This window comes from Mycobacterium gallinarum (assembly GCF_010726765.1).
Lineage (GTDB): Bacteria > Actinomycetota > Actinomycetes > Mycobacteriales > Mycobacteriaceae > Mycobacterium > Mycobacterium gallinarum.
Window position 1 is genome coordinate 2,690,595 of sequence record NZ_AP022601.1, and the last position, 25,481, is coordinate 2,716,075.

The following is a 25,481-nucleotide window of genomic DNA, read 5'->3' on the forward strand; positions in this document are numbered from 1 at the left end:
GTCGAGGCTAGCCCGTCTTGGCCTTGCTGGGCCCCATCGCCGGGGCATGTCCGATCACGCCCTGCGCTTCAAGCTCGGCGATCTCGTCGTTGGTGAGTCCCAGCTCGGACAGCAGTTCGTGATTGTGCTGGCCGAGTAGCGGAGCCGGCGCGGTGTGGACGCGCTCCGGGCCGCGCGAGAACGTGAACGGCAGGGTGCTGTGCGGCGTTCGGGCGTTGACCGGATGCCCGACGTCCTCGAAGAAGCCGCGAGCCGCCAGTTGCGCAATCTCGGTCTGGCGGTGCGGTTGCATGACCTTGGCCACCGGCACACCGCGTTCCCACAGAGCGTCGACGATGTCGTCGCCGGTACGGTCTATGCACCACTTAGCGATGTGCTCGTCGATGTCGTCGCGGCGGGCGCGCCTGCCCGTCGCGGTGCTCAATTCGGCGTCCGTCGCCCAGTCGCGGCGCTCGACGGCCTCGCAGAGACCCGCCCATTGCTCGTCGGTCTCAACCGCGACAGCAACCCAGCAGTCGGCACGCCCGAACTCGTCGATCTCGTTGGTGCGGTACAAGTTCTGCGGTGCGGCGGTCGGTCCGCGGTTGCCGTCGCGGTTCAGCAGTGCGCCGTAGGCGGAGAACTCGATGGGTTGTTCGGCGGCCACGCTCAGTGCGGCGTCGACCATCGCGGCCTCGACGAGCATTCCGTGCCCGGTGCGGCGCCGGTGCTCGAGCGCCACGAGCAGGGCGTTGAGAGCATGAATGCCGGCGTTCGGGTCGCCGACCGAATAAGGCTCGTACGGGTTGCGGTCGGGATAACCGGTCAGCCAGCTGATTCCCGATGCGGCTTCGATCACGTAGGCGAAGGCCGGGTTGTCGCGCCACGGGCCGTCCAAACCGAAGCCGGGCATCCGCAGCATGACGACGTCCGGCCGAATAGCCTGCACGGCAGCGAAATCGAGACCGATCTGATCGATCACGCGGGGCGTGAAGTTCTCGACGATCACATCGCAGGTGGCGATGAGGCGGTTGAGTACCTCGCGACCGGCCGCGCTCTGCAGATCAAGAGTCAACCCCTTCTTGTTCGTGTTGAGCCCGGAGAAGATCGGCGACTTCTCCCACCATTGGTCCTCGGTGACGGGAATACCAGCGATCAGCCGGGTGCCGTCGGGACGCCGGGTCGATTCCACGTGAATGACTTCGGCGCCGAGCATCGCGAGGATGTGTGTGCACGACGGGCCCGCCCAAAACGTCGTCATATCGAGTACACGCAGCCCACTGAACGGTAGGCCGACCGAGATGGCGTCGCCTTCGCGACGCGGATGACTGTCGCGCGAACGGTAGTGCTGGGTGTGTTCACCCAGCCGCGGCGCAGGTTCCGGCTCGCGAAGCACCATCGGCGACATCCGATAGGGATGGCCGGGTTGGGAGAAGCCATCACGGGGGTTGACCACGAAGGAGCCACGCTCGACGAAGTGATCGAGACCGGTGACGTTGGCCCCGTTGGCAACCGGGGCGTTCGGTATCCGGAACGCGGTGGCCAGGTCCCTGATCTCGTCGACGGTCTGACTCTCGACCCACGCGTACAGCTCATCGGACTTCTCGTTGGCCTGCTCGGTGATCGACAGCGGCGAATCCTCGTCGATCCAGTCCTGATGCCCCGTCATCGCGCACAGGTCGAACCACTGCTGCGCGGTGCCGCAGCCGATGTCGATGAGACCGTCTCTGGCGCGGGCAATCCCGGGCACCGTCAACCGCCTGGCATCGCGCCATGGCCTGCCCAGCATCTCGTAGTAGGCCACCGGGTAATAGGTCAGGCCGAGGATCTGGGTCTCCAGCATCGACAGGTCGACCAGTTCTGCGCCGCCCCGCAATCGCGACGCCAGCGTCGCGGCGCTCGCATAGGCACCCGCCAGGTACTCACCGACCTGCCCGCCGACGTACACGGGTGCGCGATCGGCCGAGCCGCGACCGAGGCCGACGATACCGCCAGACCACGCCTGCAGCGTGAACTCCGTTGCGGGACGGTCAGACCAGGGCCCGTCGAGACCGAACGGCGTGATCGAGGTGACCGTCAGGTGGGGGTGTGCGGACAGGATCGCGGCAGGTGTGAGCACGACATGTTCGGCGACGGTCGACCCGCGCGACCACACGACCGCGTCGGCGCCGTCGAGTAACGCGTTGACGTCATCGATGTCGTCGTCCGGGTCCGCGACCACGCTGTGCTTCGAACACGCGAGGAAACTGAACAACGCCCCGTCGTCACCCGGTGCGATCTCGGCACCCGAGGCCGACCATCGGCGCAGTGGATCACCCTCGGGCGGCTCGACTTTGATGACCGTGGCGCCGGCCTCGGCGAGCAGTTTGGTGCAGTAGGCACCCGCGATGCCGACGGACAGGTCGATGACGGTATAGCCGTTCAGCGGCCCCACAGGTGCTACGTGTCCTTCTTGCGGTTCGATTTGCTCAACCGGAAGTCCGGCGGGAACTTGCTGTCGTTGTCGTTGACCGCGGCGGCCAGCCCGCTGTCGATCGATTCCATCATGTCGAGGTCGTCCGAATCGTCGTTGGCGACACCGCTACCCATGGACTCGAAGAACGCGGACAGCAGGCTGCCCATGTACTCGCCCTGGTGCTGCTTGTAGACCTCGAAGAAGATCTTCTGTTGGAACACCGTGTCGACGGGCCGGTTTCGCGCGCACGCGCGCGCATACTTGTCGACCTCAGCCTCGAGCTGATCCCGCGACACCACCTTGTTGAGGAAGTTGCAGTCGTACATCTCGGCGGCGGTGAACGGGCGTCCGGTGAAGACCATCTCCTGGAACTTGCGCAGGCCCATCATTTGGATCCACGTCCACATGCGCGGTCCCCAGCCGTAGTAACGGAACGAGGGGTGCCCGAACAGGGCGTCATCGGAAGAGATCACGAGATCCGCATCGGCGCACTGGTAGAAATGCCATCCGTAGCAGTAGCCCTTGGCCTCGACGATGCTGATCTTCTTCAGCTCCTGCAGTGGCCGATTGCCCGCCTGCACATTCGCGTACCACGCGCTGATTGTCGCCCCGCTGCGGAACGTTCCCGACGGTGGATAGTTGACCTCGCCGACGCCGTCGTCCTCCAGCCGCAACTCGGCCAGCCGCAGGTCGGTGTTGTCGTACCCCTCCATGAACTCCGGAAGGTCGGCACCGCTCCCGAGGTTGTCACCGACGCCGCGGATCACGACGACCTTGACGTCATTGTCGACTGTCGCCGCGCGCAGCAGATCGGCGTACCGCAGCCGCGCCATCGACGTGGGCGCGTTGAGGTACTCGGGACGATTGAAGGTGATCGTCGCGATCTTGGTCTTCGGGTCCTTGTCGTAGAGGATGAGCTCTTCGGGGGATGGTCGACTGCCGTTCTCAGACATGGGTTCTCCTTCAGCTGATTCCGGCCGCGGCCTGCGCCGGCGACGGGCTGGCCGTGAGCACTTCGGCTCCGGTGTCGGTGATGAGCACGGCATCGCGGCGGAACACCGCACCGACGCCCCGTTCCCACACGTAGGCGGTGACGGCGAGCACGGTGCCCGGCTCGAGCCGCTCGTGCGCCGAGGTCTGCGGCAGGTCGGGCGAGATCACCGGTGGGTCGAAGCCGAGGCCGAGACCGTGTGCCACGGGTATCGGCGGCAGTGCCTCACCTGCGGCGTCGTAGGCCGCAAGCAGATCGCCGGCCGAAGCGCCGGGTCGGCACGCGTCGATCAGCCTCTCCCACAGCTCATTCGACCGACCGAAGAGGGCATCGGCGCCGGGAACGTCACCGACGGGCCATGTCCTGCCGACCTCACCGACGTAACCGTCGGCAAGCGCGCCGGCAGCGAAGGCCACCAGGTCCCCCTCGGCGATCCTGCGGTCGCGCCGACCGACGCGCCACGAGTGGTCGGGCGACGTGATCCATGCACCGTCCTGGGTCGCCGAGGTGCTGTATCCACCCGCGGTCATCGCCTCCATGAGGACGCCGTTGAGTGCCTGCTCGGTGGTGCCCGCCGCGAGCTCCGACACCGCCGCCGCGAGCCCGCGCTCGGCGACGCCGAGTGCGCTTCTCAAGACCCGGATCTCGTCGGGCGTCTTGGTCCGCCGGGCCGCCTTCATCGCCACCTCGGCATCGACGAGTTCCGCGTTGGGGAATGCGATCGGTAGCAGCTTCGCGAACGACGGTGACAAGGCGTCGGTTCCGACGCGACGCGCGGTCGCCGCGCCGTCGATGCCCTTGAGCACCTGGATGATGTTCATGGGGTTCCAGGCCAGTCCGTAGAGATGGTCGTGGCCGATCTCCTCGGGGATGCCCTCATCCCAGGTGCTGTTGAGGTGGATCTCGCCGGTGGCGCGCACCAGTACGCAGATCGGCGCGAACGGACGGGTGCCCGCGACCCAGAGTTGGGGCGCCCCGGTCACATAACGGACGTTGGCCTGGCGACCCAATACCAGGACGTCGAGATCGTGGGCGTCCATTGCAGCGATGGCGCGCTCGCGCCGCCCGGTGCGCAGGGTGAGGTCGTCGGGGATGATCTCTTCAGCCATGTGTCAACTCAGTCCGTAGGGCGCGTAGGGGTAATCGGTGATGGACTGGTATCCGTCCTCGGTGATGACCACGATCTCCTCAGCGCGGTAGCCGCCGGTGCCGTCCTCCCAGACGACGGGCTCGAGTACGAGCAGCATGCCAGCCGGGAACACGAAGTTATCGTCGAACTGCTCGCCGAGATCGGTTCCGATCATCGGCATTTCGGCAGCGTTGGTGCCAATGCCGTGGCCGAGGTAGAAGTGCGGCAGCCACGGCTTGGTGCCGCCGTTGGCCGCAATTGCCGCGCGTGCCAGGTCGCCTGCCGTGGCGCCTGCCTTCGTCACGGCGAGCACGGCGTCGAGAATCGACCGCCACTTGGCGAAATTCGCGTTCTGTTCGGGCGTGGGGTCCTGCCCCACCACCCAGGTACGGCCCCAATCGGAGCAGTACCCCTCGAAGGTGATGCTGATGTCGGTCCACAGCACGTCGCCCTTGGCCAACCGCTTCTCGGTGGGCAGCAGCGGCAGCGCCAGGTCGCCGGTGGTCGTCCAGACCGCACCGCTGCTACGGGTAGTCGGCATCACCTGCCAGATGCCCTCGATCATGTTCGTCGTGGCGCCAAGCTCGAAGGCGCGCCGTACGAATCGCGCCGAGAGGTCCATCTGGGTCACGCCCGGGGCGACCAGCGGCTGGACATCGAGGAGGGCCTCCTCGGTGATGCGGCAGGCTCTTCTGACAGCGGCGATCTGGTCCACGGTCTTGACCAGCTTGGCCGGACCCACAACGAGTGCGGCATCGGTCGGCGGCCCAGCGGGGAACAGCCGTTCAGCGGCTCGTCGCATCGCGCCGGTGAGCTCGTCGACCGCGATGGAGGCACCGGTCGGGACCAGGCTCGCGAGCACCTTCGCGAAATGGTCGACACCCTCGTCGAATTCGAGGTACAGCGGACCGTGGACGTGGTCCGCGGGAATCTCGGTGTCGAACGCGCTGCCCTCGGCGAACGGCATGTAGAGGTGCGGATGCTCATCGTCGGCGAGCACGATCGCGACCGGTCGCTCGACGTGGGACAGCCCCGCATCGAGCAGAGGCCAGCTCGCGCCGGTGGCGTACACGACGTTGCCGTTGCCGAGCAACACGAGCGCGTCGACGCCCTTTTCCCGCATGGAATCGCGCAGTCGGGCGCCGCATTCGCGGTACATCCTGGCGCGGTCCGGCAGTTCCGGAATGTCGAGCAGCGCCAGACCCGCTGACGACGGAGACGACACGGCTGTCACGAGATACCCAGGAATTTCTTGATGTTGGTGGACACGATCTTCACCGCATCCTCAGGGCCTACGGCTTCGACGACCGTGGCCAACGACTTCTCGCTGTAGCCGAAGGTGCTCTCGTTGTGTGGGTAGTCCGACGACCACATCACGTTGTCGACTCCGATGCGGTCGATGAGCTGGAGGCCGAGCGGATCGACCATGAACGAGGCACACATGTGGTTGTCCCAGTAGTGGCGGACGTCGTGTTGCAGTTCGTGGTTGAACATGTGCCGGTAGGAAGCCAGCATGTGCTCGGCGTCCTGCAGTGCGGTTGGCACCCAGGCGATCCCACCCTCGAACCAGCCGATCTTCAGTGACGGATGCCGGTCGAGGATTCCGGAGAACACGTACTTGGCGAATTGTTCGCGGAAGGAGTCGACGTTGACCATCATGCCCACCACGACACTGTTGTTCTGGCACGGCGTCTTGGGTGGCGTCTCCCCGATGTGGTGGCTGACCGGGACGCCGGAAGCCTCGATCTCGTCCCACACCGCATCCATGTCGGTGCTGCCGTAGTCGTAGATGTTGCCCTCATCGTCCTTGCCGGGATTCAACGGCAGCAGGAATGTCTTGAGCCCAAGGGCTTTCAATTCCTCGAGGGTGCTCCTGGTGCCCTTGGGATCCCACCAGTTGATCAGACCGACGCCGTAGAAGTGGCCATTGGATCGCTCCTGCAGGTCGGCGATGTGTTCGTTGTAAATCCGAAACACGCGCTCGCGCAGGGACTTGTCGGGGTAGTGGAACAACGCCAGCACCGCGTTCGGGAAGGCCAGCTCCGTGTCGATGCCGTCCTCTTTGAGCTCGCGGATGCGCGCTTCGATGTTGTTGGAGGCGGCGCCGGCGAGGTCGTCGTACTGCATGAGCACGCGTCCGAAGTCGCCACCTGTCCAGGCCTTGCCTTTCATGCCGACCATGTACGCGCCGTCCTCGTACCAGATGCGCGGCGCCGCACCCTTGAGCTCCTCGGGAAATCGCTCGTAGAAAATGTCGTCGGCGACCGAGATGTGGTTGTCGGCGGAGAAGATCTCGGTGCCCTTGGGAAGCCCGGTTAAGCCGTCCGCTGAGGCGTGTCCCTGCCGGTTCTTGGGAGCACCGAAGCCCTCCGGCGGATAGAGGGTGGTCGTCGGGGGGTGGGTGGGCGATCCTGTAGCTGTCGGGGTAGACATCGTTGGTACTCCAATCGGGCTGTGGGGCGGGCTGGTCGGTGCTAGAAGGTCACCGGAAGTTCGTAGACCCCGTAGGCGAGGCGGTCGTGTTTGAAGGGCACCTCGTCGAACGGGATCGCCAGCTTGAGCGTGGGGATACGGCGCAGCAGCGTGTGGAACACGATCTGCAGTTCGGCGCGCGCGAGCTGCTGCCCGACGCACTGATGCCGGCCGTAGCCGAAGCCGAGCTGCTGACCGGCATCGCGGGTGAAGTCGAGTTTGTCCGGTTCGGGATAGGCGGTCGCGTCCCAGTTCGCCGGGGCCAGGTCGATGATGATCCCCTCGCCGGCGCGAATGGTCTCTCCGGCGATCTCGATGTCCTCGATGGCCACCCGGCGCTGACCGTTCTGGATGATCGACAGGTACCGCATCAGCTCTTCGGCGGCATTGGCGATGAACTTGGGGTCGTCGGAATCACGAAGGAGCGCAGCCTGTTCGGGGTTCTCCAGCAGGGCGAGCACACCGATGCCGATCATGTTCGCGGTCGTCTCGTGGCCTGCGATCAACAGGCCGGTGCCCAGCTGAGCAGCCTCCTTGACGCTGATCTCGCCCGCGGTCACCCGTTCGGCCAGGTCGGAAACCGCGTCTTCGGATGGGTTTTCCATCTTCTTCTCGACCAGATCGATCAGGTACTTGTGGAGGCTCATGGCCCCCTTCTGGCCTTCTTCCGCGGACGCGTAGCGAGCCAGCCCGACGTTGGCGTGATGCTGGAAGAATTCGTGGTCCTCGTAGGGAACGCCGAGCATCTCGCTGATGACCTTCGTCGGCACCGGCAGCGCGAGTTTGGCGACGATGTCGGCGGGTTGGGGCCCGGCCAGGATGTCGTCGATGCACTCGTCGGTGACTTCCTGGATGGCCGTGCGCAGGGCCTCGACACGCTTGAACGTGAACGGCTTTGACAGCATCCGGCGGAACCGGGTGTGCTCCTCGGCGTCGGAGGTGAATACCGACCGTGGCCGCTTGTTCACCGTCGACAGCATGTGCTCGTTCCAGTGCGGGAAGCCCTCACGCCGGTCGTCGACGCTGACGCGCGAATCCGCGAACAGCGCCCGTGCCACCTCGTGGCCGGTGATCAGCCACGGTGTGGTGCCGTTCCAGATCCGCACCCGGGACAGCGGCTTGGCCTCGCCCATCTCGAGCATCGGCAGCGGCGGGGCGAAGGGGCAGCGATCGGCCCGTTCCATCGGGTATTCGGGGACCTCGGCCGAAACGTGTTCTGTGGCAAGGGTCTCTGACATGAATTCTCCGTCATTCCTCGATGTGAATGGCCAACGCTGGGCAGGCCGCGGCGGCCTTTCGGGTTCCTTCGGCTTGATCGGGACCGGGTTCGGTGATGAGAAGCTCGACGACGCCGTCGTCGTCACGCTGGTCAAAGACGTCACTCGCGTTCATGACGCACATCCCGGAGGACACGCACTTGTCCTGGTCGACACTCACCCTCACGGTCGCTCCGTGATGGGCGCCTGCCACAGTCCGACGATCGCGTCGATGAGACCGGATGCGACCGAGCTCCACGTGGTGCGGGGCATCGACGAAATGTGGGCACCCTCGGCGAAGGCGCGCTCGAAGTCGGCGCAGGTGTGCATCATCAGGTTGCGGACCATGATGTTGCGTTCGGTGACGACGGTCATCGGCAGGTCGGGCAGGCAGCGCGTGATGCCCTGCACGACCAACAGCACCGACGGCGAAGCCAGCGCGTCCTTCACCACGATCTTCTGGTAGGCCGGGTCGGCGAGTGCCTGGGCGGCGAAACGCGCATACCAGGTCGGGTTACCGAGCTGATCGAGGTGATCGGTGAGTGAGCACACCAAACATGCAATCCAGTCCCGCAGGTCGGTCGAGTCGGCCGTGTCGGCGACCATTCGCGCCAGCATTCGCTCCATGGGCACGCGATGCTTCTGCTCGATCGCGCGCACGAGGTCGGTCTTGGTGCCGAAGTGGTAGCCGACCGCGGCGTTGTTTCCCTGCCCGGCCGCCTCGCTGACCTGCCTATTGGAAACGGCGTAAACACCGTGTTCGGCGAACAACCGCTCGGCGGCAGCAAGGATCGCCTCGCGCGTGATGCTGGCGCGCTCGGTGCGAACGGTCCTGCTGGCTGTGGTCACAGGATCAGTGAACCGCGCCACCGTCTTTAAGTCAAGCGACTGATTTAAAGCTTTTGAACGCTTTCCGGGGGTCCGCGCCTGCGCCGATATCGGCGAAACATAGAGTCCCGCTGACGATGGCCAACTCGCGGTTCACCGACAGCGGCGACGCCCGGATCCACTACCTCGACTCCGGCGGCGACGACCGTGGCGCTCCCGTGGTCTTCGTGCCCGGCATGACGTGCGTGGCCGAGGACTACGCCGAAGTCCTGTCCCAGTTCGGCCGCAGAACCGTCGTGATCGACCTGCGGGGCCATGGTCGCAGCAGCGCTCCTGTGAGCGGATATGACGCGACGACCTTGAGCACCGACGTCGGCGCGGTGGTCGACGCCGTCACCGACGGACCGGTCCACATGGTGACGTTCTCCCGTGGCACGACCTACGCGCTGACGTGGGCGATCGCGAACTTCGAACGCATTCGCTCCGTAGCGATCGGCGACTACGTACCCGAGGAGAAGGTGCTGACTCCCGAGATGTCGCGCCGGCTGCTCGCCGGTCGCTGGCGCGGGACGCCGGTGAGCGAGCGGCTCGACGTGGACGCCGCCAACAAGACGTTTCTCGCCGCGCAGGAGCGGTCGATGTGGGGTCGTCTTGCCCGAGAACAACTTCCGCTGCTCGCCGTTCGCAGCCGCGAACGCCTTCTGGTGGGCGATGCCCAGTGGTCGCGATACCGGACGCTGTTCCCGCACGCGCAGTTGGTCGATTTCCCCGACTCGCCCCATGACATCTTTCGGCCCGACCGCGGCCGATATCCCCGACTGGTGGCCGAACATGCCGACCGCGCCGACGAGGGCCGCTAGTCGGACTTGGGCTTACGCGCGATCACCTTGCCGGCGGACGTGCCGCCGTCGATCGGTAGGACGGTGCCGGTGACATAGCGTGAGCGGTCGGTGGCGAAGTACAGCGCTGCTTCGGCGACGTCCTCCATCGTGCCCTCACGCTTGAGCGGCCGATCGTTGCGCATCTGTTCTCGGATCTTCGCCTCGAACTGTTCCAGCTTCTCGAGGTCCTCCCCCGTCGCCGACTTGCGGACGATCGCGGTGCGGATGTTGCCGGGCGCGATGGCGTTGACCCGAATCTCGTAGTGGGCCAACTCGATTGCCGCCGACTTGGTGAACTGGATGACGGCGGCCTTCGATGCCCGGTATGTCATCACACCACCGCCGGCCTGGATGCCGCCGATCGACGTCAGGTTGATGATCGAGCCGCCGCCGTGTTGCGACATGTGTTTGGCGGCATCGCGCGTTCCCGCCATCACCGCTAGAACGTTGACCGCCATCACCTTGTGGAAGTCGGCGAGATCGTCGTCGAGGAACCGCCGGTGCATCGTGCCCGACACCCCAGCATTGTTGACCATGACGTGCAGGCCACCGAAACGGTCGACGGCCGTCGCCACCAGTCCGCTCACCTGATCGACGTCGGACACGTCGGCTTCGACAAAGAGGGCGTTGTCCCCGATCTCCGCGGCGAGTGCGGCGCCGCTGTCGGTGTCGACGTCGCCGATCAGTACCTTGGCGCCCTCGGCGGCGAACCGACGTGCCAGCCCTTCCCCAAGACCCGACGCGCCCCCGGTGACGATCGCGACCTTGCCGGCCAGTTCGTCCGTCATGTCGCTGCTCCTTCACGCTGCTCGGCCAGGAACGCCAGCAGCAGGTCGTTGACCGCCGCGGGCTGTTCGATCTGCGGGCAGTGCCCGGTATCGGGGATCACCGCCGAACGCGCGCAGGGGATCTGCGCGGCAATCTCGGCCGCCCAGCCACGCGGGAGCAGTTTGTCGCCGCCGCCCTCGATGATCAAAGTCGGCACGGTGATCCGGTCGTAGGCCCGTGCGCTCGACGGCAGCGGCGGTGGTTCCAACCCGGGCCGGCGAAACCTCGCCGCCGCCAATGCTTCCCACGCACCAGGTGCGATGCTCGACTCGTAGCGTCGCTGTACGTAGGCCTCGTCGGCCACATACGAGGGGTCGTGAAAGAGGGCTTCAACGATGCGCCGCATGGCTTCTGGCGTGGCGTCATAATCGTAGAGGGCGGCCGAGTGCTCGTTGCGCTGGATCTCGCCTCCGCCGCAGATCGTCACCATGCTGCGCACAGGCAATACTGGAGACTCGGACGTCGCGTCGACGAACAGGTTGACCGCGCCCATCGAGTTCCCGACGAAATGCGCGGACTCCACGCCGACCGCCGCGCAGAACCGCGCGATATGCCGAATTCGCATCCCACGACCGTCGTTGAAGTCGATGACCTTCGCGGACTCACCGAAACCCAGCATCTCGAGTGCGAGGACGCGATGCTGGTGCGCGAGCGCGGCGACGTTGTTCTCCCACGCGATCTCGGCGTTGACACCGAACTCACCGCCGTGCAGCAGAATGACCGGATCGCCCTGTCCTGCCTCGAGATAACCCGTGACAAGGCCGTCGACCACAATGGTCTTCCGCACTGCGCTCACGTGGTTTCCCACGCGGTCTGCGCGAAGGTGAGCACCTGGGTGGCCAGCATGTCGAGTTGGTCGCACACCGACGTGTCGGTCAACTCCCCTGCGTCGTCCCAGATCTTGTCGGCGGAGTTGATCGCCACACCGAGCGGTGTCGGCCAGGCCCGCAGTGCGTGTCCGATGGAACGCAGCTGGCCCAGGGTGCCCACTGCCGCCTGCCAGCCGTAGGCGCAACTGATGCAACCCCACGGCGTGTTGTCCAGGTAGACGCGCGGATCCTCTCGGAGATCTTCGATGTAGTCGAGCGCGTTCTTGACCAAACCCGATATCGCACCGTGGTATCCCGGCGACCCGACGACGACGGCGTCGGCGTCGCGCAGGGCCTTGACCAGTTCGAGCGCCTTGGGGGTGCGCTCCAGCTCGTGTGGTGCGTACATCGGGAGGTCGAGGTCAGGCCCGCTGAAGAAGCGGGTGCGTCCGCCCTGGCGTTCGACCGATGCCAGGCAGTAGCGAATCGCCCGCTCGGTCGATGAGTTGGCGCGAAGCGTTCCGCCAAGACCGACGATCAGCGGCGCTCCGCCGGTGGTTGTGCTTGCGGTCATGACTCCCACCTACTTGATTGCGATCGGGTTCACGGGCGATCCGACAGCGCCGGTCACCCTCAGAGGAGGTGCGATGAGCTGGAACTCGTAGACTCCGTCGGCGGCGCAGTCCTCCGCCAAGGCCGTCAGATCCCAGTACTCGCCGAGCATCAACCCCATGTCACGCAGACACAGCATGTGCATCGGCAGGAAACAACCGTCGACGCCGGGGACCGGGTTCTCCACCATCAGGTTGTCGGCCGCGACCGCCGCGACTTCGTGATCGTGCAGCCACGACGCGCAGGTCCAGTCCAGGCCCGCACCGGGTTCGGCACCGTCACGGGTTTCGAGAAATCGTGCCCACCAACCGGTTCTGACCAGGACGATGTCACCGCGTTCGACGGTGACACCCTGCTGCCGGGCGGCCTCGTCGAGTTCGGCGGGGGTGATCGGGTCACCCATTTCACAAAACGTTTCAACGCCGCGCAGGCGCACGATGTCGAGCAGCACGCCGCGGGACGCGATGCCCCTGCCGTCGACCTTGTCAATACCGCAGTGGAAGGCGCCGAGGCTGGTGACCGAACTCGCCGGGAATCCGTTGTACAGCTTGTCCTCGTAGTAGACGTGCGATAGCGCATCCCACTGGGTCGCGGCCTGCAGCGGCATGATGATGACGTCGTCGTTGAAACGCATCGGGCCGCTGGTCCAGTACTCGCTCAGCTGCATCGCGGCGGGATTCTTCAGCCAGGGCGGACCGTACTCGGCCAGGGTGCTCGCATCGCCGCCGTCGATCGTCATCACATGTAACGGGTTCTGCCGGAAGTGGAATGCGCCCTGTGGCCCGGATGATCCGAAATCGACACCGAGCGGAAAAAGCTTGCCGTGTCGGACCAAACCGGCGGCCTGGGCGATCTTCTCCGCGGTGATGAAGTTGAGCGTGCCGATTTCGTCGTCGTCGCCCCAACGCCCCCAGTTGCGGACGTCGTCGGCGACCCGCCGGAAGTCGGTCATGCTGGCCATAGTTCGCCCCTCATCGTCGCGTCACCGATCCCGCCAGGTCTGTCTCACCGGTCGTGCCGCCGTCCACCCAGATCACCTGTCCGGTGATGTAACTGGCCGCCGTGCTGTTCAGGAAGACCAGCACGCTGGCCTGTTCTTCGGGCGTGGCCGCGCGACCCAACGGCGTGTGGAAGGAGTCAAGGAACTCCTGGCCATACGCCGAACGCAATTGGTCGAGAATCGGGGTGTCCGTGACGCCGGGTGCGGTGCAGTTGATCCGGATTCCCTTGGCGCCCAGCGCCGCGACATTGGCCATCCCGTACAGGATGATCGCCTCCTTGGACAGCCGGTAGCCCCCTCGGTCAGCGACTGCCTGCTGATGGCGCTCACACCATTCGATTCCCTCGGCCATCGTCTCAGTGTCGACCAGGCCCGCCGTCACCGCGGCGTTCTCCCGATAGGCCGAAGCCGCCAACGACGACACACAGGCGATGGCGGACCCCGATGGCATCGAGGGCACCAGCGCCTCGGTGAATCGCCGCGTACCCAGGAAGTTGATGGTGACCACCCGCAGGGGATCACGGATACCCGAAGACACCCCAGCGATATTGAACAGGGCGTCGACGTGACCGCCGATCGCCGCCGCCGCCTCGTCGATCGATTCCGGGTCGTGAAGATCGAGCGAGATGAACTCGCCGATGTCGAACTCTGGCGGCCGGATGTCGAGGCCGATCACCTCGGCACCGAGACCGGCGAGCTGGCGCGCCACCTCGGCGCCGATACCCGAAGCACATCCGGTGACGACGACCCGGCGGCCGTCGTAACGCCACAGCTCGTCAGTCACCGAATCAACTCTTATCAGCTCCGGTCACGCCACTCCTCGCGTCCGCGGCAGGGTTCCTGCTCGCCCACCCCTCGCCCGCCTTGAGTTTCGCCGCCGCCGCCTCGATACCGGCGTTCATCTCATCCATCGCCAGCGACACCTCGTTGGCGGTGTAGTTCTCGCGACCGGTGGGCAGACCACCGAAGGCGTAGGTCTCGTCGAACAGCGGTGCCTTCGACTTGGGTCTGCGTGCCTCGGCCTTCGCGATGACGGGCTCGAGTCGCTTGGCCTTTTCGGCCCTGGCCTTCTCGTCGCGCTCGATGAACTCGGGCAGGACCTCCTTACCCATCAGCTCGATGGACTCCATCGTCTCCTCGTGCCGACGCGGCGTGAGGAGCAGGATCAGTTCGTCGACACCGCTTTCCTCGTAGCCGCGCAGGAATTCGCGCACCGTCGCCGGGCTGCCGATCGGGCCGCGGTCCGGGCCGTAGACGATGCTCGGATCCTTTTCGATCTCCTCGAGGTGACGTTCCCACACACCGGTCCGGCCCGGGGTGTGCATGCCGGTCATGTAGTAGTGCATGATCCCGAACGCGAAGAAGCCGCCGCCCTTTCCGAGCCGCTCGATGGCCTGTTCGTCGGTCTTGGCGACCATCATCGACAGGTCACCCCCGATCGCGAGGATGTTGGGGTTCATCTGCGGTGTGACCGGTACGGCGCTCTCTTCGAACTCCTTGTAATATCCATTGACACGCTCGGTCAGCGGGCCGGGACCGGTGTATGCGAAACTCAGTGCACCGAGGCCCTTTTGGGCGGCCATCGATACCGAGGCGGGGCGCGTGCAGGCGACCCAGACCGGCGGGTGCGGCTTCTGCAACGGCTTGGGAACGACGTTACGCGGTGGCATCTCGACGTGCTGGCCCTTGAAACCGGTGAACGGCTCCTCGGTCATGCAGCGGATCGAGACCTCGAGGGCCTCCTCCCACATCGCACGCTTGTCGGCCGGATCGATGCCGAACCCGCCGAGCTCACCCACCGAAGACGACTCGCCGGTGCCGAACTCGACCCGCCCGTTGGAAAGCAGGTCGAGGGTGGCGACGCGCTCCGCCACCCGCGCGGGATGGTTGACCGCCGGCGGCAGGTGCATGATGCCGAAGCCGAGGCGAATGTCCTTGGTGCGCTGACTCGCCGCCGACAGGAAGATCTCGGGTGCAGTGGAGTGGCAGTACTCCTCGAGGAAGTGGTGCTCGGTCAGCCACACCGTGGAGAAGCCGGCCTTGTCGGCCGCCTCCACCTCGTCGAGCCCGTCCTGGAAAAGCTTGTGCTCGTCGTCGTCACTCCACGGCCGCGGCAGCGGGAATTCATAGAACAGCGAGATCTTCATTTCGTTACCTTTCGATCTTGAGTGTCGAACCGGTCTGAGGCCCAGACTGAAGAGCGTTGTCGGGCAACTGGTCTGCGATGTGCTTGGCGGCCACGTAGCCGAAGGTCATGGCCGGCCCGATGGTCGCGCCCGCACCGGCATAGCTGCGTCCCATCACCGCGGCCGACGTATTGCCGACGGCGTACAACCCCTTCACGAAGCTGTCATCGGAGCGGAGCACGCGCGCGTACTCGTCGGTGCGCAGCCCACCCGAGGTGCCGAGGTCGCCGAGGATGATCTGGAACGCGTAGTACGGCGGCTTGCCCAGCGGATACAGGTTGGGGTTGGGCAGCGTCGGGTCGCCGTAGTAGTTGTCGTAGGCGGAATCCCCGCGGTTGAAGTCGTCGTCGTGACCCTTGCGGGCCAACTCGTTGAAGCGATCGGCGGTGGCGCGTAGCTGTGCAGGGGGTGCGCCGATCTTGGTCGCGAGCTCCTCGAAGCTGTTGGCCTCCAGCACGACTCCGGACTCCAGCCATGCCTTGGGTACCTTCCACCCCGTGGGCACCGGCGCGAACGGCACCTTCGGGATGGGCAGATGGCCACCGACGACATAGCGATGGAACGAACGGATGTCGGTGACGAGCCAGCACGGGATGTGCGCGACGCCGGAGTTGTGTCCTTCGATCATCGCGTGCGCGAAGTCCATGTAGGGCGCCGCCTCGTTGATGAACCTCTTACCCTCGCCATTGACCACGAACTGTGACGGCATCATTCGCTCGTTGAGCATGAACTGGAGCCTGCCGTCGGGCCAGCACATGGCGGGGAACCACCACGCCTCGTCGAGCAGGTCGGTCGAGCCACCGACCTTCTCCCCCGCCCTGATCCCGTCACCCATCGACGCGGGATTACCGAAGCTCCAGTCCTTCTCGAGAACCGGCAGATGCTGCCTGCGCCACTCCATGTCGTGGTCGAAGCCGCCCGCGGCAAGGATGACACCGTGCCGCGCGCCGATGCGCTGAGCTTGCCCGTTGCGCTCGACCACCGCACCGGTAACCGTTCCGTCGACGTCGGTGATCAGCTCGGTCATCGGTGCGCTCAGCCAGAGCGGGATGTCGTGTTCCTTGAGCGCCAGACGCATCCTGGCCGCCAGCGATTGGCCGATCGCGGCCATCCGGTCACCGAAGACCCGAGCGCGAAACATCCGCCAGATGAGCTTCACCAGCACGGCCTTTCCGCGCCAGTTCTGTCGCACCTGATAGAACAGCCGAAGATCTTTGGGGGCGAACCAGATCCCCTTGGGCGCCAGGGCCAACGGCCGCAGCAGATTCTGCTCCTCGTCACCGAGCTCGCGCAGGTCGATCGCGGGGACGTTGATGGTGCTGCCCAACTCCGAGCCGCCGGGCAATTCGGGGTAGTAATCGGCGTACCCGGGCTTCCAAACGAATTCGAACCACCGGCTGTGCCGCTCGAGGAACTCCATCATCTCCGGCGCGCTGTCGACGTACGCGCGCAGTCGCGCGTCGCTGACCAGGCCGCTGGTGATCCGCTGCAGGTATTCGAAGACACCATCGGGGTCGGGAACATAGCCGGCTTCGCGTTGCGACGGCGCTCCCGGCACCCAGATACCGCCGCCCGAGAGCGCGGTGGAACCACCGAACTGCGGGGACTTCTCGACGACGAGCGTGTCGAGGCCGAACGCATCGGCGGCCAGTGCCGCGGTCATTCCGCCGCCACCGGAGCCGATGACGAGCACATCGACCGTGTGGTCGAACATAGTGGTCACGACTTGCACACCGCCGTCCTGATGGCGAACCCGGCGATGAGTTCCGGTGCCGCGCGATAGAACCGGTGGCCCGTCTCGTACCGGCCGTGCGCCGCCAGCGCAGCGAACGCGGCGATCCACGTACGGATTTCGTGTGCCGAATGACCGGCCTGCTGCTCGATCCAGCCGTTCGACCACGCGTCCACCTCGTCGAGGCGATTCGAGTCGACCAGGTCGAGAAATGCCTGATCCCATTCGGGGTTCAGTGGCTGCAGCGGGCTGTCGCCGTGCGCGAACGCCTGCGCCGCGTCCATCACCGCCACCTGTCGTGCCTGCCGCTGTTCCGGCGTCATCGGTTCCCCACCGACGATGCGCGCGAGCGCGGCGGGCGGTGCGGTGGCCAGCGTCGGAACCGGCGGATCGTGCGACAAGCCACCGGAACCCACGACGAGCACCCGCTTGCCCAAGGTGGCCAAGAAGGTGCCGACGGCGGCACCGAGTGCCCGCACCCTGCGAAGCGGCCCGAGCGGGGTGGCGACCGAGTTGATGAAGATCGGGATCACCGGTCGCGACGTCGCGTCACCGAAAAGCTTCTCCAGCGGTTGCACCGTTCCGTGGTCGACGTCCATGCCGGCCGAAAGCGCCACGTCCACACCAGATTCGAGAACCGCACGCGCGCAGGCGTCTGCGATGTCCCCGGGAACATTCAACGGGCCGGCATAGGTGCCGTAGTCGCCGACACCCTGGGCTGCGGTACCGATGCAGAACGGGGGCATCGTCCGGTAGAAGAAGCCGTTGTAGTGGTCTGGCGAGAAGACCACGACCAGTTCGGGGTCGAAGTCCGCCACGAAACCTTGCGCGGCTGCCAGTGCGGACTCGACGTCGTCAAGGAGATCCCGCGACGGTCCCGGAAGGTTCAGTAGCGGACTGTGCGACATGCAACACAGGGCCAGTTTCGCCATGGGAAATCGAGCCTCCTTCCTGGGTCAAACAGAGGACGTCGAACAGCGACGTGCTCAGTTCTGGCGCGCGCTGCGCGATACATGCGCCCGCGATGCAGCGATCGGGGCGCACGAACAGCACGGAGTCGGTGAAGACGTCGAACCACGACTTGAGCGCGCCTGTCCGGTCACCGACGACCGTCACATCGGCGTCGTCGTGGCCGGTCCAATACAGCTGGGTCATGGGCCGTGCTTCGACGAAGCTGGCCCCCAACGCCTTCCAGCGGCTGAACGCCTCGTCGCCGAGAACGGCACGCAAATTGTTACTCCAGCACAGCACGGCGAAACCGGCGCCGAGTACGTCGTCGAGCAAGACGTTCTGATCCGTGCGCGTATCGACGCGGGGCTGGATGAACAGCGTGCCCGTCGGTGAGTTGTCCGGACTGTTCTCGGCGTGGAACACCGCCCCCTGCTGATACCGCGGCATCGGCTTGAACCGCATCTCGAGCACGTAGCGCTTCAGCGTCGGGACGAGCGAGGCGCCGTGGATGACGCGGTCGCGAAGAGCGGCCACCCTCCGGTTCGTCGGCGAGATCACGCGACCCACCATGGTGGACAGGTCGATCATTGCTCGTGCATGTTTGCGGCGCTCGATGTCGTAAGTGTCCAGGAGGGCGTCGCCGGCTTGGCCGTTGATGACCGCGGCGAGCTTCCATCCCAGGTTGGCGGCGTCGCGGATACCGCTGTTGTACCCCTGGCCCTGCCACACCGGCATCAGGTGTGCGGCGTCGCCCGCCAGCATCAGGCGTCCCCTGCGGAACGAGCCGGCGATACGCGAGTGGTGGGTGTAGACGCGATGGCGGATCATGTCGACCCGCTCGGGATGCGGAACCCGTTGCGCGAGCATGCGTCTGACGAATGCCGGATCATCGGCGAGTTCGTCGGACTCGTCGTCGTGAATCAGGAACTCGAAGCGGCGGATGCCGTGGGCGATGGAGATCGACACGTACGGCCGCTTGGGGTCGGCTCCCACTTCGCTGTTCGGGTGACCGAGCGGATCGTTCGCGACGTCGACCACCAGCCAGCGGGTCGACGATGTGGTGCCGTCGAAAGACACTCCCATCAGCCGTCGGGTGGCGCTGCGCCCGCCGTCACACCCGACAACGTAGCGGGCACGCACGGGCTCCTTGCCGTCTGCGAATTCAAGCGTGACACCGTCGGGAGTTTCGACGCAGTTCTCCATCCGGTGTCCCCACCGCACGCCGACATGATCGAAGCGGTCGAGCCCACCGCACAGCTCGGCGTCCACCATCGGCTGGACAAAGCCGTTGCGCTTGGGCCAGCCGAAACGCGCGTCCGGCGGTGCCATCTCGGCGAGCAACCGGCGTTTGGCGTCGAAGAATCGCAGGATCTGGTTCGGCACGGTGTGCGGCAGGACGCGGTCGACCAGACCGATGGACTGAAACGTGCGCAACGCCTCGTCGTCCAGTCCAACCCCACGGGGATAGTCGATGAGGGTGTCGCGCTCCTCGACGATCAGCGTCCGGACACCCTGCAGCCCAAGAATGTTCGCCAGAGTCAGCCCGGACGGTCCGGCTCCGACGACGGCGACGTCCACCGGCTCGGTCATCTCGGCTCTCTGTTCTTCGCGCAAGCGCTCATCACCGCCCCAGCAGAAAGTCGAGATGCAGACGGTTGAAGGTCTTGGGGTCCTCGTACTGCGGCCAGTGCCCGCAGCCGGGCATCAGCTCGAACCGCGCGCCGGGGATCATCGACGCGATACGGCGGCCCTCGGCGACATCTGCGGTCGGGTCATCGCTGGTCCATACGACCATGGTCGGCGCGGTGATCGACCCGTACTCCTCCGGGCCGAGCAGGTTTCGCGCGCGGATCTCGGGATCCTGCAGCGCCATGATGTCCTTCATCGCTGCGGCAAATCCCGGCTGGCGGTACACGCGCTGACGGCTGGCGACGATGTCGTCGTAATCCTTGGACTTGTCGGCCATCAACCATTTGATGCGCGCCTGCACGGTGTCCCACGTCGGGTTCTCCGCAGCGGCCATCGACAACGCGACGATGCGCTTCATGACCTCGGGATCGGCCTGCGATCCGCCCGCGGTGTTGAGCACCAGCCGGTCGATCCGGTCCGGATGGTCCGCTGCGGCGCGTGCGGCGACCCAGCCACCCAACGACTCACCGCTGATGTGGGCGCGTTCCGCGCCGATGGCGTCGAGAAACGCCATCAAATGGGAGACGTAATGGTGCACCTCGAGAGGGTGCCCGGGTTTGTCGGTGTATCCGTGACCCAGCATGTCGATCGACCACGTCGAGAAGCGCTCGGCGTGCGACTCGAGATTCCGGACGTAGGCCTCCGCGTGCCCGCCCGACCCGTGCAACAAGATCAGGGCCGGTTTCGCCGGATCGCCGGCGTGCAGATAGCGGGTACGAACGCCGGCGGCGTCGATGTACCCCTGCGAGAACGCGACCCCCTGGAGGTCACTCCAGACGCTCTCGAAGTCGAGCAGCGGAGACGTTTCCGGCACTCGTCAACCTCTCTTGACGCCGAGAATTAGATTCTCGTATCTTGTAAGCGATGTGCTCATTTACCGCACATGCATGTGCACTATAGTCAGAGCATCACTCTCGTGAGTGGCAGATGTCAAGGAAAGTCAGGTAGACGCGATGTCTGATTCGGTCGGCGGGGCCAGCACCAATGCCGCTCCGACGGGTGCGCCCGGCTCGCAGACGTTGGCGAGGGGTTTGGCCGCACTGCAGCTTGTGGCGACCTCCCGATCCGGTCTGACGGCCCAGCAGGTCGCCGACGACATCGGCGTGCACCGCACAATCGCGTATCGCCTGCTGTCCACGCTGTCTCAGTTCCGGCTCGTAGCCAAGGGTGACGACGGCCGTTACCGCGCGGCCGCAGCGCTCGCGGTACTCGGCGCATCGTTTGACAACCACTTGCGCCAGCTGAGCCTGCCCACCCTCCGCGCGCTGGCAGACGAACTCGGCAGCACGGTGTCGCTGCTCGTCGCCGAGGGTGACCAACAGGTGGCCATCGCGGTCATCGTGCCGACGAACGTGTACTACCAACTGTCCTTTCACGAGGGCAGCCGGTATCCGCTGGACCGCGGCGCCGCCGGGCTCGCGCTGCTGGCGAGCATGCCACCGCGACCCGCTGAACGCGATTTGGTTTCCCTGACGCGGCAACAGGGTTGGGTGATCACCCACGGCGAGGTCGAGCCGAATACCTACGGCCTGGCCGTGCCGGTACGCAGGCAACCGCCGTCGCCGCCCACATGCATCAACCTCATCTCGCACCGCGAGGACGTGGTGATGAACGGTAAGGACGCGGTGATCAAGGCGGCGAACGAATTGTCCGCGATCCTGTCCTGAGGATCGCCGAAAGGATTGAGCACGTGACCAATTGGGATCATGAGGTCGATGTCGTCGTGCTGGGTAGTGGTGGCGCCGGTCTCACGTCGGCGCTGACGGCGGCGGCCAACGGGGCCTCGGTCGAGGTGTATGAAAAAGCCGCGACCGTCGGCGGTACGACAGCGGTTTCCGGTGGCATCATCTGGATTCCGGCACATGACCGCGCGGCCGAGGGTGAGCTGACTGTCGAGGATGCGATGAGCTACCTGCGTGCGCAGTCGCTCGGCTTCATGGACGACGACCTGGTGGACACGTTCGTCCGCACCGGGCCGGATATGCTCGATTTCGTCGAGGCCCACAGCGAGTTACGGTTCGAGGTGGCCGAGGGATTCCCGGACTACAAGCCCGAACTCCCCGGCGGACGCCCGGCAGGCGGACGGTCACTCAATGCCAAACCCTTCGACCGGTCCCGGCTCGGCGAGTGGAGTGAGCGAATCACGTCGTTCCCCGCCGACTTCAGCAATGTCGGCATCGACGCCGAGACCCGCGCCCGCATCCACGCCTCGGTCGACGTTCATTCGGGCGACTACTGCGTGGCGGGGACCGCGTTGATCGCCGGACTGCTGAAGGGGCTGCTCGACCAGGGCGTCGTCCCGCACACCAACGCGCGCGCGGTGGAGCTGTACTCCGATGCGCTGGGAATCACGGGTGCCCGAATCACACAGGGCGACAGCGAGTTCAACGTTCGCGCGCGTCGCGGCGTGGTGCTGGGCACCGGTGGATTCGAATGGGATCAGAAGCTGGTCGAGGCCTATCTTCGCGGCCCGATGCGTGGCGCGGTGTCCCCGCCGCACAACACCGGGGACGGCTTGCGAATGGCTATGGCACACGGCGCCGACCTGGCGAATATGGCCGAGGCGTGGTGGGTGCCGATCGTGCAGCTGCCCGGCGATACCTTCGGGGGGCACCCGCGCAGCCGCAGCGTGCGGCTCGAACGCACCCGGCCCAGAAGCATCATCGTCAACCGTGCAGGCAAACGCTTCCTCAACGAGGCGGGCGAGTACAACTCGATGGCCGGGCCGTTCCATTTCCTCGACCCGAAGCGGGGCTATGCGAACGATCCGGCGTGGATCGTTTTCGACTCACAGCACTTCAAGCGATACGGGTTCCTGGGTGTTCTGCCCGAGGAGGAGGCACCGGACTGGTTCACGCCGTCGGCCGATCTCACCGAGCTTGGCGAGAAGACGGGTATCGACGCGGCTGGCCTGGCGGCTACGCTCGCAGCGTGGAACGACAACGTCGCCCACGAACAGGATCCCGATTTCGGCCGCGGCTCAAGCGCTTACGACGGCTACTGGGGTGACGACACGGCCACCACCTCGGCGGGTAAGACCCTTGGCCCCATCGACACTCCCCCGTATTACGCCGTCCCGGTATCGATCGGTGCGATGGGCACCAAGGGCGGTCCGCGCACCGACCGCGACGGGCGGGTGCTGCACGTCAGCGGCGCGGCCATCCCGGGCCTCTTCGCGGCGGGTAATGCGATGGCGGGCGCGACCGGCAAGGCGTACGGCGGCGCGGGCGGGACGCTAGGCCCCGCAATGGTATTCGGCTTTCGCGCGGGTATGGCGGTGTCGGCCCGCACCCGGTAGGCGAGCGCACAGAATCCCCTGCCATCGGCGGTTGCCGATCGGCTACTTCAAAGTAGCCGATCGGCTACCAAACGGTCAAATATTGGGCTACCCTCGTGCTGCGAACGCGCGATATGTGCTCGACAGGATGGTCGAACAGTCGCTCGCGTGCCGACGAGCCAGGAGGGCATCCACACCGATGACCGAACTCATGAACGACGACGAGAGATCCGAAGGCAGGAGCCAGCCAGCCACCGCGACTCGCGACAGGCCGCGTGAACCGGCGTCGATGACGACCCGTGGTCAACGCATCATGCTGTGGACGGCACCCCCGGCCGGCGCGCTGTTCATCATCGGCTTTTTCTTGTTCCCGCTGTTCTCTCCGCCGCTATCGCCGAATCTGAGCCCCGAACAGGTCGCGACGATCTTCAGCGAGAACGTCACGGGAATCCTGGGAGTCGTGATCCTGTGCAATCTGATCGCAGGATCGCTGGTGCCGTTGTTCGCGGTCATCGCCGTACAGATATCGCGCACCGCCACGTCGAGCAGCGTCTTCACCTACGCGTACATCATCTGCGTCGGCGTCGGAACGACGGCGTTCATCCTCGCCGACTACTGCTGGGGCGTCGCCGCATTCCGGCCTGACCGGGATCCGCAGCTGATAAGCCTGTTGAACGACATGGCGTGGTTCTTCTTCATCGCGCCCGTCGGCACCATCGTGGTGCAGAACTTCTGTCTTGCGGTGAGCATCTACCTCGACGAACGGCCGGATCCGATATTTCCGCGCTGGGTGGCGCATTTCAACGTGGCGGCCGCACTACTGCTCATCCCGAGCGCATTTTCGATCCTGTACAAGACCGGACCGCTGGCGTGGGACGGCGCCGTGTCATTCATACTGCGCAACGCGGTACTCGTGATCTGGGCCGTCGTGATGTTCTTCGTCCTGCTGGGTGTGGTCAACCGTCAGGGCGACGAGCGCGAGAGCCTGGCATGAGCGACACCGTCATCGCGGCGCCCGAGTCTCCGGTTGAATCCGCACCACCGCGGCCCCGGAATCGTAAGCGGGATCAGTGGATTGCGTTCTGGCTCGTACCGATCTTCTTCAACATCTTCGGCATCGTGTTCGTACCGCTGAGTTGGATGATGCCGCCCCGACCGCCGAACAGTCCCATGCCCGTGGTCGTCGAGTTCATGCAGTCCCACAATCTGCTCATCGCCTGCGCGATCCTGACGTTGTGCTTCGGTCTCGCATCTGTGGGAAACGCCGTCTATCTCATACAGATCAAACGGATGTCGGTCAGCCCGGTGTTGCGTTATTCGGTCATGATCGGATCGATGACCGGCGCGATCGTCGGCATGCTCTTCCCGATGTTCTGCTTCGGCGTCGGCGCGTTTCGCTCCGGCTACGAGCCGTCGACGCTGGCGATGCTCTATGACTTCGGCTACCTCGCCTATATCGGCTCACTCGGCTGTTTCTGCGTCATGTGGATGGCCTTCGGCCTGGCGATCATCCTCGACAAGAACAACATTCTTCCGAAATGGCTGGGCTATTACACCGTCTGGCAGTACGTCACCGAACTGATGGCCGCGCCCGTGTGGATCTCGAAATCGGGGCCGTTCGCCTGGAACGGCTTGATGACGTTCTGGTTCGCCATGGTGCTCTACGTGTCGTGGCAGATCATCGTCTACGTCTGCATCTATCGGGCGATCAAGAATCAGCGCGACGACACCCTCGAGACCGCGTGGCTATATCCCGAACCAGTGCCCTCTGATCCGCGACCGAAGGCGAATGCATGACGAACGTCGCCGCGGAATCCGCTTCCGGCATCCGCGACACCGGGCGAATCACCCCCCTGCGCAACCACGTTCCCGGCGAGTTGAGCATGTGGTTCTTCGTCATTGGCGATCTGCTCATCTTCGGCGTCTACTTCATCGGCTACATGTACTACCGCGGGCAGGACGCCAACCTGTTTCTCGAGAGCCAGGCGCGGCTCAATCTGGACATCGGCGCGATCAACACCGTGATCCTGCTGACGAGTTCTCTTTTCGTCGCGCTGGGGACCTCGGCGGCGCGCAACGGCAAAGTGCCGGAGGCTATTCGACTGTTCGTCATCGCGTTCGCTCTTGGCGTGGCCTTCCCGGTCATGAAGGCGTTCGAGTACGTTCCCGAAGTCGCAGCCGGCTTGACGCCGGGGACCAATCTCTTCTTCATGTACTACTACGTCATGACAGGGTTGCACTTGTGTCATGTCATGCTCGGGCTGGTGATTCTCGGCTTCGTCATTCGCAGTCTGCGGATCTCGGCGAGACCCAAGATGTCGTTCGTGGAAACCGCGGCAACCTATTGGCACATGGTCGATCTGTTGTGGATCCTGTTGTTCGCGCTGCTGTATCTGATGAGGTGAA

Annotated in this window: 24 protein-coding genes; 6 read left to right on the plus strand and 18 right to left on the minus strand. The window is 65.2% G+C overall.

Features of this window, described 5'->3' with window-relative positions:
* Positions 1–7: 7 nt before the first annotated feature.
* From G6N42_RS13040 to G6N42_RS13075, 8 genes are all read right to left on the minus strand, one after another.
* The gene (locus G6N42_RS13040; protein WP_163729971.1) at positions 8–2,413 is read right to left on the minus strand and encodes a CaiB/BaiF CoA-transferase family protein; all 2,406 of its coding nucleotides are present in this window, start codon (positions 2,411–2,413) and stop codon (positions 8–10) included.
* A 5-nt stretch (positions 2,414–2,418) separates the two neighbouring features.
* Positions 2,419–3,387: an enoyl-CoA hydratase/isomerase family protein gene (locus G6N42_RS13045; protein WP_163729972.1), complete on the minus strand. Its 969-nt coding sequence runs from the start codon at positions 3,385–3,387 to the stop codon at positions 2,419–2,421.
* Positions 3,388–3,397: 10 nt separating this feature from the next.
* Positions 3,398–4,534, minus strand: a complete 1,137-nt coding sequence (locus G6N42_RS13050) for a M24 family metallopeptidase (RefSeq protein WP_163729973.1) — start codon at positions 4,532–4,534, stop codon at positions 3,398–3,400.
* Positions 4,535–4,537: 3 nt separating this feature from the next.
* Positions 4,538–5,713: a M24 family metallopeptidase gene (locus G6N42_RS13055; RefSeq protein ID WP_410506607.1), complete on the minus strand. Its 1,176-nt coding sequence runs from the start codon at positions 5,711–5,713 to the stop codon at positions 4,538–4,540.
* Positions 5,714–5,784: 71 nt separating this feature from the next.
* Positions 5,785–6,987 (minus strand): amidohydrolase family protein, encoded by a 1,203-nt coding sequence (locus G6N42_RS13060; protein ID WP_163729975.1) that lies wholly within the window; start codon positions 6,985–6,987, stop codon positions 5,785–5,787.
* A gap of 41 nt (positions 6,988–7,028) precedes the next feature.
* Positions 7,029–8,264 (minus strand): cytochrome P450, encoded by a 1,236-nt coding sequence (locus G6N42_RS13065; RefSeq protein ID WP_163729976.1) that lies wholly within the window; start codon positions 8,262–8,264, stop codon positions 7,029–7,031.
* A gap of 10 nt (positions 8,265–8,274) precedes the next feature.
* A complete protein-coding gene (locus G6N42_RS13070) occupies positions 8,275–8,469 on the minus strand; it encodes a ferredoxin (protein ID WP_163729977.1) in 195 nt (64 codons plus the stop codon).
* Positions 8,466–9,131, minus strand: a complete 666-nt coding sequence (locus G6N42_RS13075; RefSeq protein ID WP_434059581.1) for a TetR/AcrR family transcriptional regulator — start codon at positions 9,129–9,131, stop codon at positions 8,466–8,468. Before G6N42_RS13075 ends, G6N42_RS13070 begins: the two co-directional genes overlap by 4 nt.
* 116 nt (positions 9,132–9,247) lie before the next feature.
* On the opposite strand from G6N42_RS13075, the gene G6N42_RS13080 reads away from it, so the two are divergent.
* Positions 9,248–9,970 (plus strand): alpha/beta fold hydrolase, encoded by a 723-nt coding sequence (locus tag G6N42_RS13080; protein WP_163729979.1) that lies wholly within the window; start codon positions 9,248–9,250, stop codon positions 9,968–9,970.
* Here G6N42_RS13080 and G6N42_RS13085 read toward each other — a convergent pair.
* From G6N42_RS13085 to G6N42_RS13130, 10 genes are read right to left on the minus strand one after another with little or no spacing between them, the layout of a single operon-like run.
* Complete coding sequence (locus G6N42_RS13085; protein ID WP_163729980.1) at positions 9,967–10,779, minus strand: SDR family NAD(P)-dependent oxidoreductase; 813 nt, start codon at positions 10,777–10,779, stop codon at positions 9,967–9,969. The two genes, G6N42_RS13080 and G6N42_RS13085, sit on opposite strands and share 4 nt — an antisense overlap.
* On the minus strand, positions 10,776–11,615 hold the full coding sequence (locus G6N42_RS13090) for an alpha/beta fold hydrolase (RefSeq protein ID WP_163729981.1): 840 nt from the start codon (positions 11,613–11,615) through the stop codon (positions 10,776–10,778). The genes G6N42_RS13085 and G6N42_RS13090 overlap by 4 nt, the downstream gene beginning before the upstream one ends.
* Positions 11,612–12,202, minus strand: coding sequence for an NADPH-dependent FMN reductase (locus G6N42_RS13095; RefSeq protein ID WP_163729982.1), 591 nt, complete (start codon positions 12,200–12,202; stop codon positions 11,612–11,614). Before G6N42_RS13095 ends, G6N42_RS13090 begins: the two co-directional genes overlap by 4 nt.
* Before the next feature lie 9 nt (positions 12,203–12,211).
* Positions 12,212–13,201, minus strand: a complete 990-nt coding sequence (locus G6N42_RS13100; RefSeq protein WP_163729983.1) for a cyclase family protein — start codon at positions 13,199–13,201, stop codon at positions 12,212–12,214.
* 10 nt (positions 13,202–13,211) lie between these two features.
* Positions 13,212–14,024: a coniferyl-alcohol dehydrogenase gene (locus tag G6N42_RS13105; RefSeq protein WP_232076130.1), complete on the minus strand. Its 813-nt coding sequence runs from the start codon at positions 14,022–14,024 to the stop codon at positions 13,212–13,214.
* Between the two features lie 4 nt (positions 14,025–14,028).
* Complete coding sequence (locus tag G6N42_RS13110) at positions 14,029–15,387, minus strand: LLM class flavin-dependent oxidoreductase (RefSeq protein ID WP_163729984.1); 1,359 nt, start codon at positions 15,385–15,387, stop codon at positions 14,029–14,031.
* A gap of 4 nt (positions 15,388–15,391) precedes the next feature.
* Positions 15,392–17,140, minus strand: coding sequence for an FAD-binding protein (locus G6N42_RS13115; RefSeq protein WP_163737440.1), 1,749 nt, complete (start codon positions 17,138–17,140; stop codon positions 15,392–15,394).
* 5 nt (positions 17,141–17,145) lie between these two features.
* Positions 17,146–18,066 carry a 3-carboxyethylcatechol 2,3-dioxygenase gene (locus G6N42_RS13120; RefSeq protein WP_232076131.1) on the minus strand — a complete coding sequence of 307 codons (921 nt, stop codon included), beginning with the start codon at positions 18,064–18,066 and terminating at the stop codon, positions 17,146–17,148.
* A complete protein-coding gene (locus tag G6N42_RS13125; RefSeq protein ID WP_163729986.1) occupies positions 18,014–19,699 on the minus strand; it encodes a bifunctional 3-(3-hydroxy-phenyl)propionate/3-hydroxycinnamic acid hydroxylase in 1,686 nt (561 codons plus the stop codon). The genes G6N42_RS13120 and G6N42_RS13125 overlap by 53 nt, the downstream gene beginning before the upstream one ends.
* A gap of 31 nt (positions 19,700–19,730) precedes the next feature.
* Entirely contained in the window at positions 19,731–20,594 is an 864-nt protein-coding gene (locus tag G6N42_RS13130; protein WP_163737443.1) for an alpha/beta fold hydrolase, read from the minus strand.
* A gap of 157 nt (positions 20,595–20,751) precedes the next feature.
* Here G6N42_RS13130 and G6N42_RS13135 point away from each other — a divergent pair, with 157 nt between their 5' ends.
* The 5 genes from G6N42_RS13135 to G6N42_RS13155 all read left to right on the plus strand — a co-directional run bounded on the left by G6N42_RS13135 (position 20,752) and on the right by G6N42_RS13155 (position 25,480).
* On the plus strand, positions 20,752–21,465 hold the full coding sequence (locus tag G6N42_RS13135) for an IclR family transcriptional regulator (protein ID WP_163729987.1): 714 nt from the start codon (positions 20,752–20,754) through the stop codon (positions 21,463–21,465).
* Positions 21,466–21,488: 23 nt separating this feature from the next.
* The gene (locus G6N42_RS13140; RefSeq protein ID WP_163729988.1) at positions 21,489–23,096 is read left to right on the plus strand and encodes an FAD-dependent oxidoreductase; all 1,608 of its coding nucleotides are present in this window, start codon (positions 21,489–21,491) and stop codon (positions 23,094–23,096) included.
* Between the two features lie 268 nt (positions 23,097–23,364).
* Entirely contained in the window at positions 23,365–24,069 is a 705-nt protein-coding gene (locus tag G6N42_RS13145; protein ID WP_163737446.1) for a hypothetical protein, read from the plus strand.
* Entirely contained in the window at positions 24,066–24,872 is an 807-nt protein-coding gene (locus G6N42_RS13150) for a hypothetical protein (RefSeq protein WP_163729989.1), read from the plus strand. Before G6N42_RS13145 ends, G6N42_RS13150 begins: the two co-directional genes overlap by 4 nt.
* On the plus strand, positions 24,869–25,480 hold the full coding sequence (locus tag G6N42_RS13155) for a cytochrome c oxidase subunit 3 (RefSeq protein ID WP_174262071.1): 612 nt from the start codon (positions 24,869–24,871) through the stop codon (positions 25,478–25,480). Before G6N42_RS13150 ends, G6N42_RS13155 begins: the two co-directional genes overlap by 4 nt.
* Position 25,481: the final 1 nt, after the last annotated feature.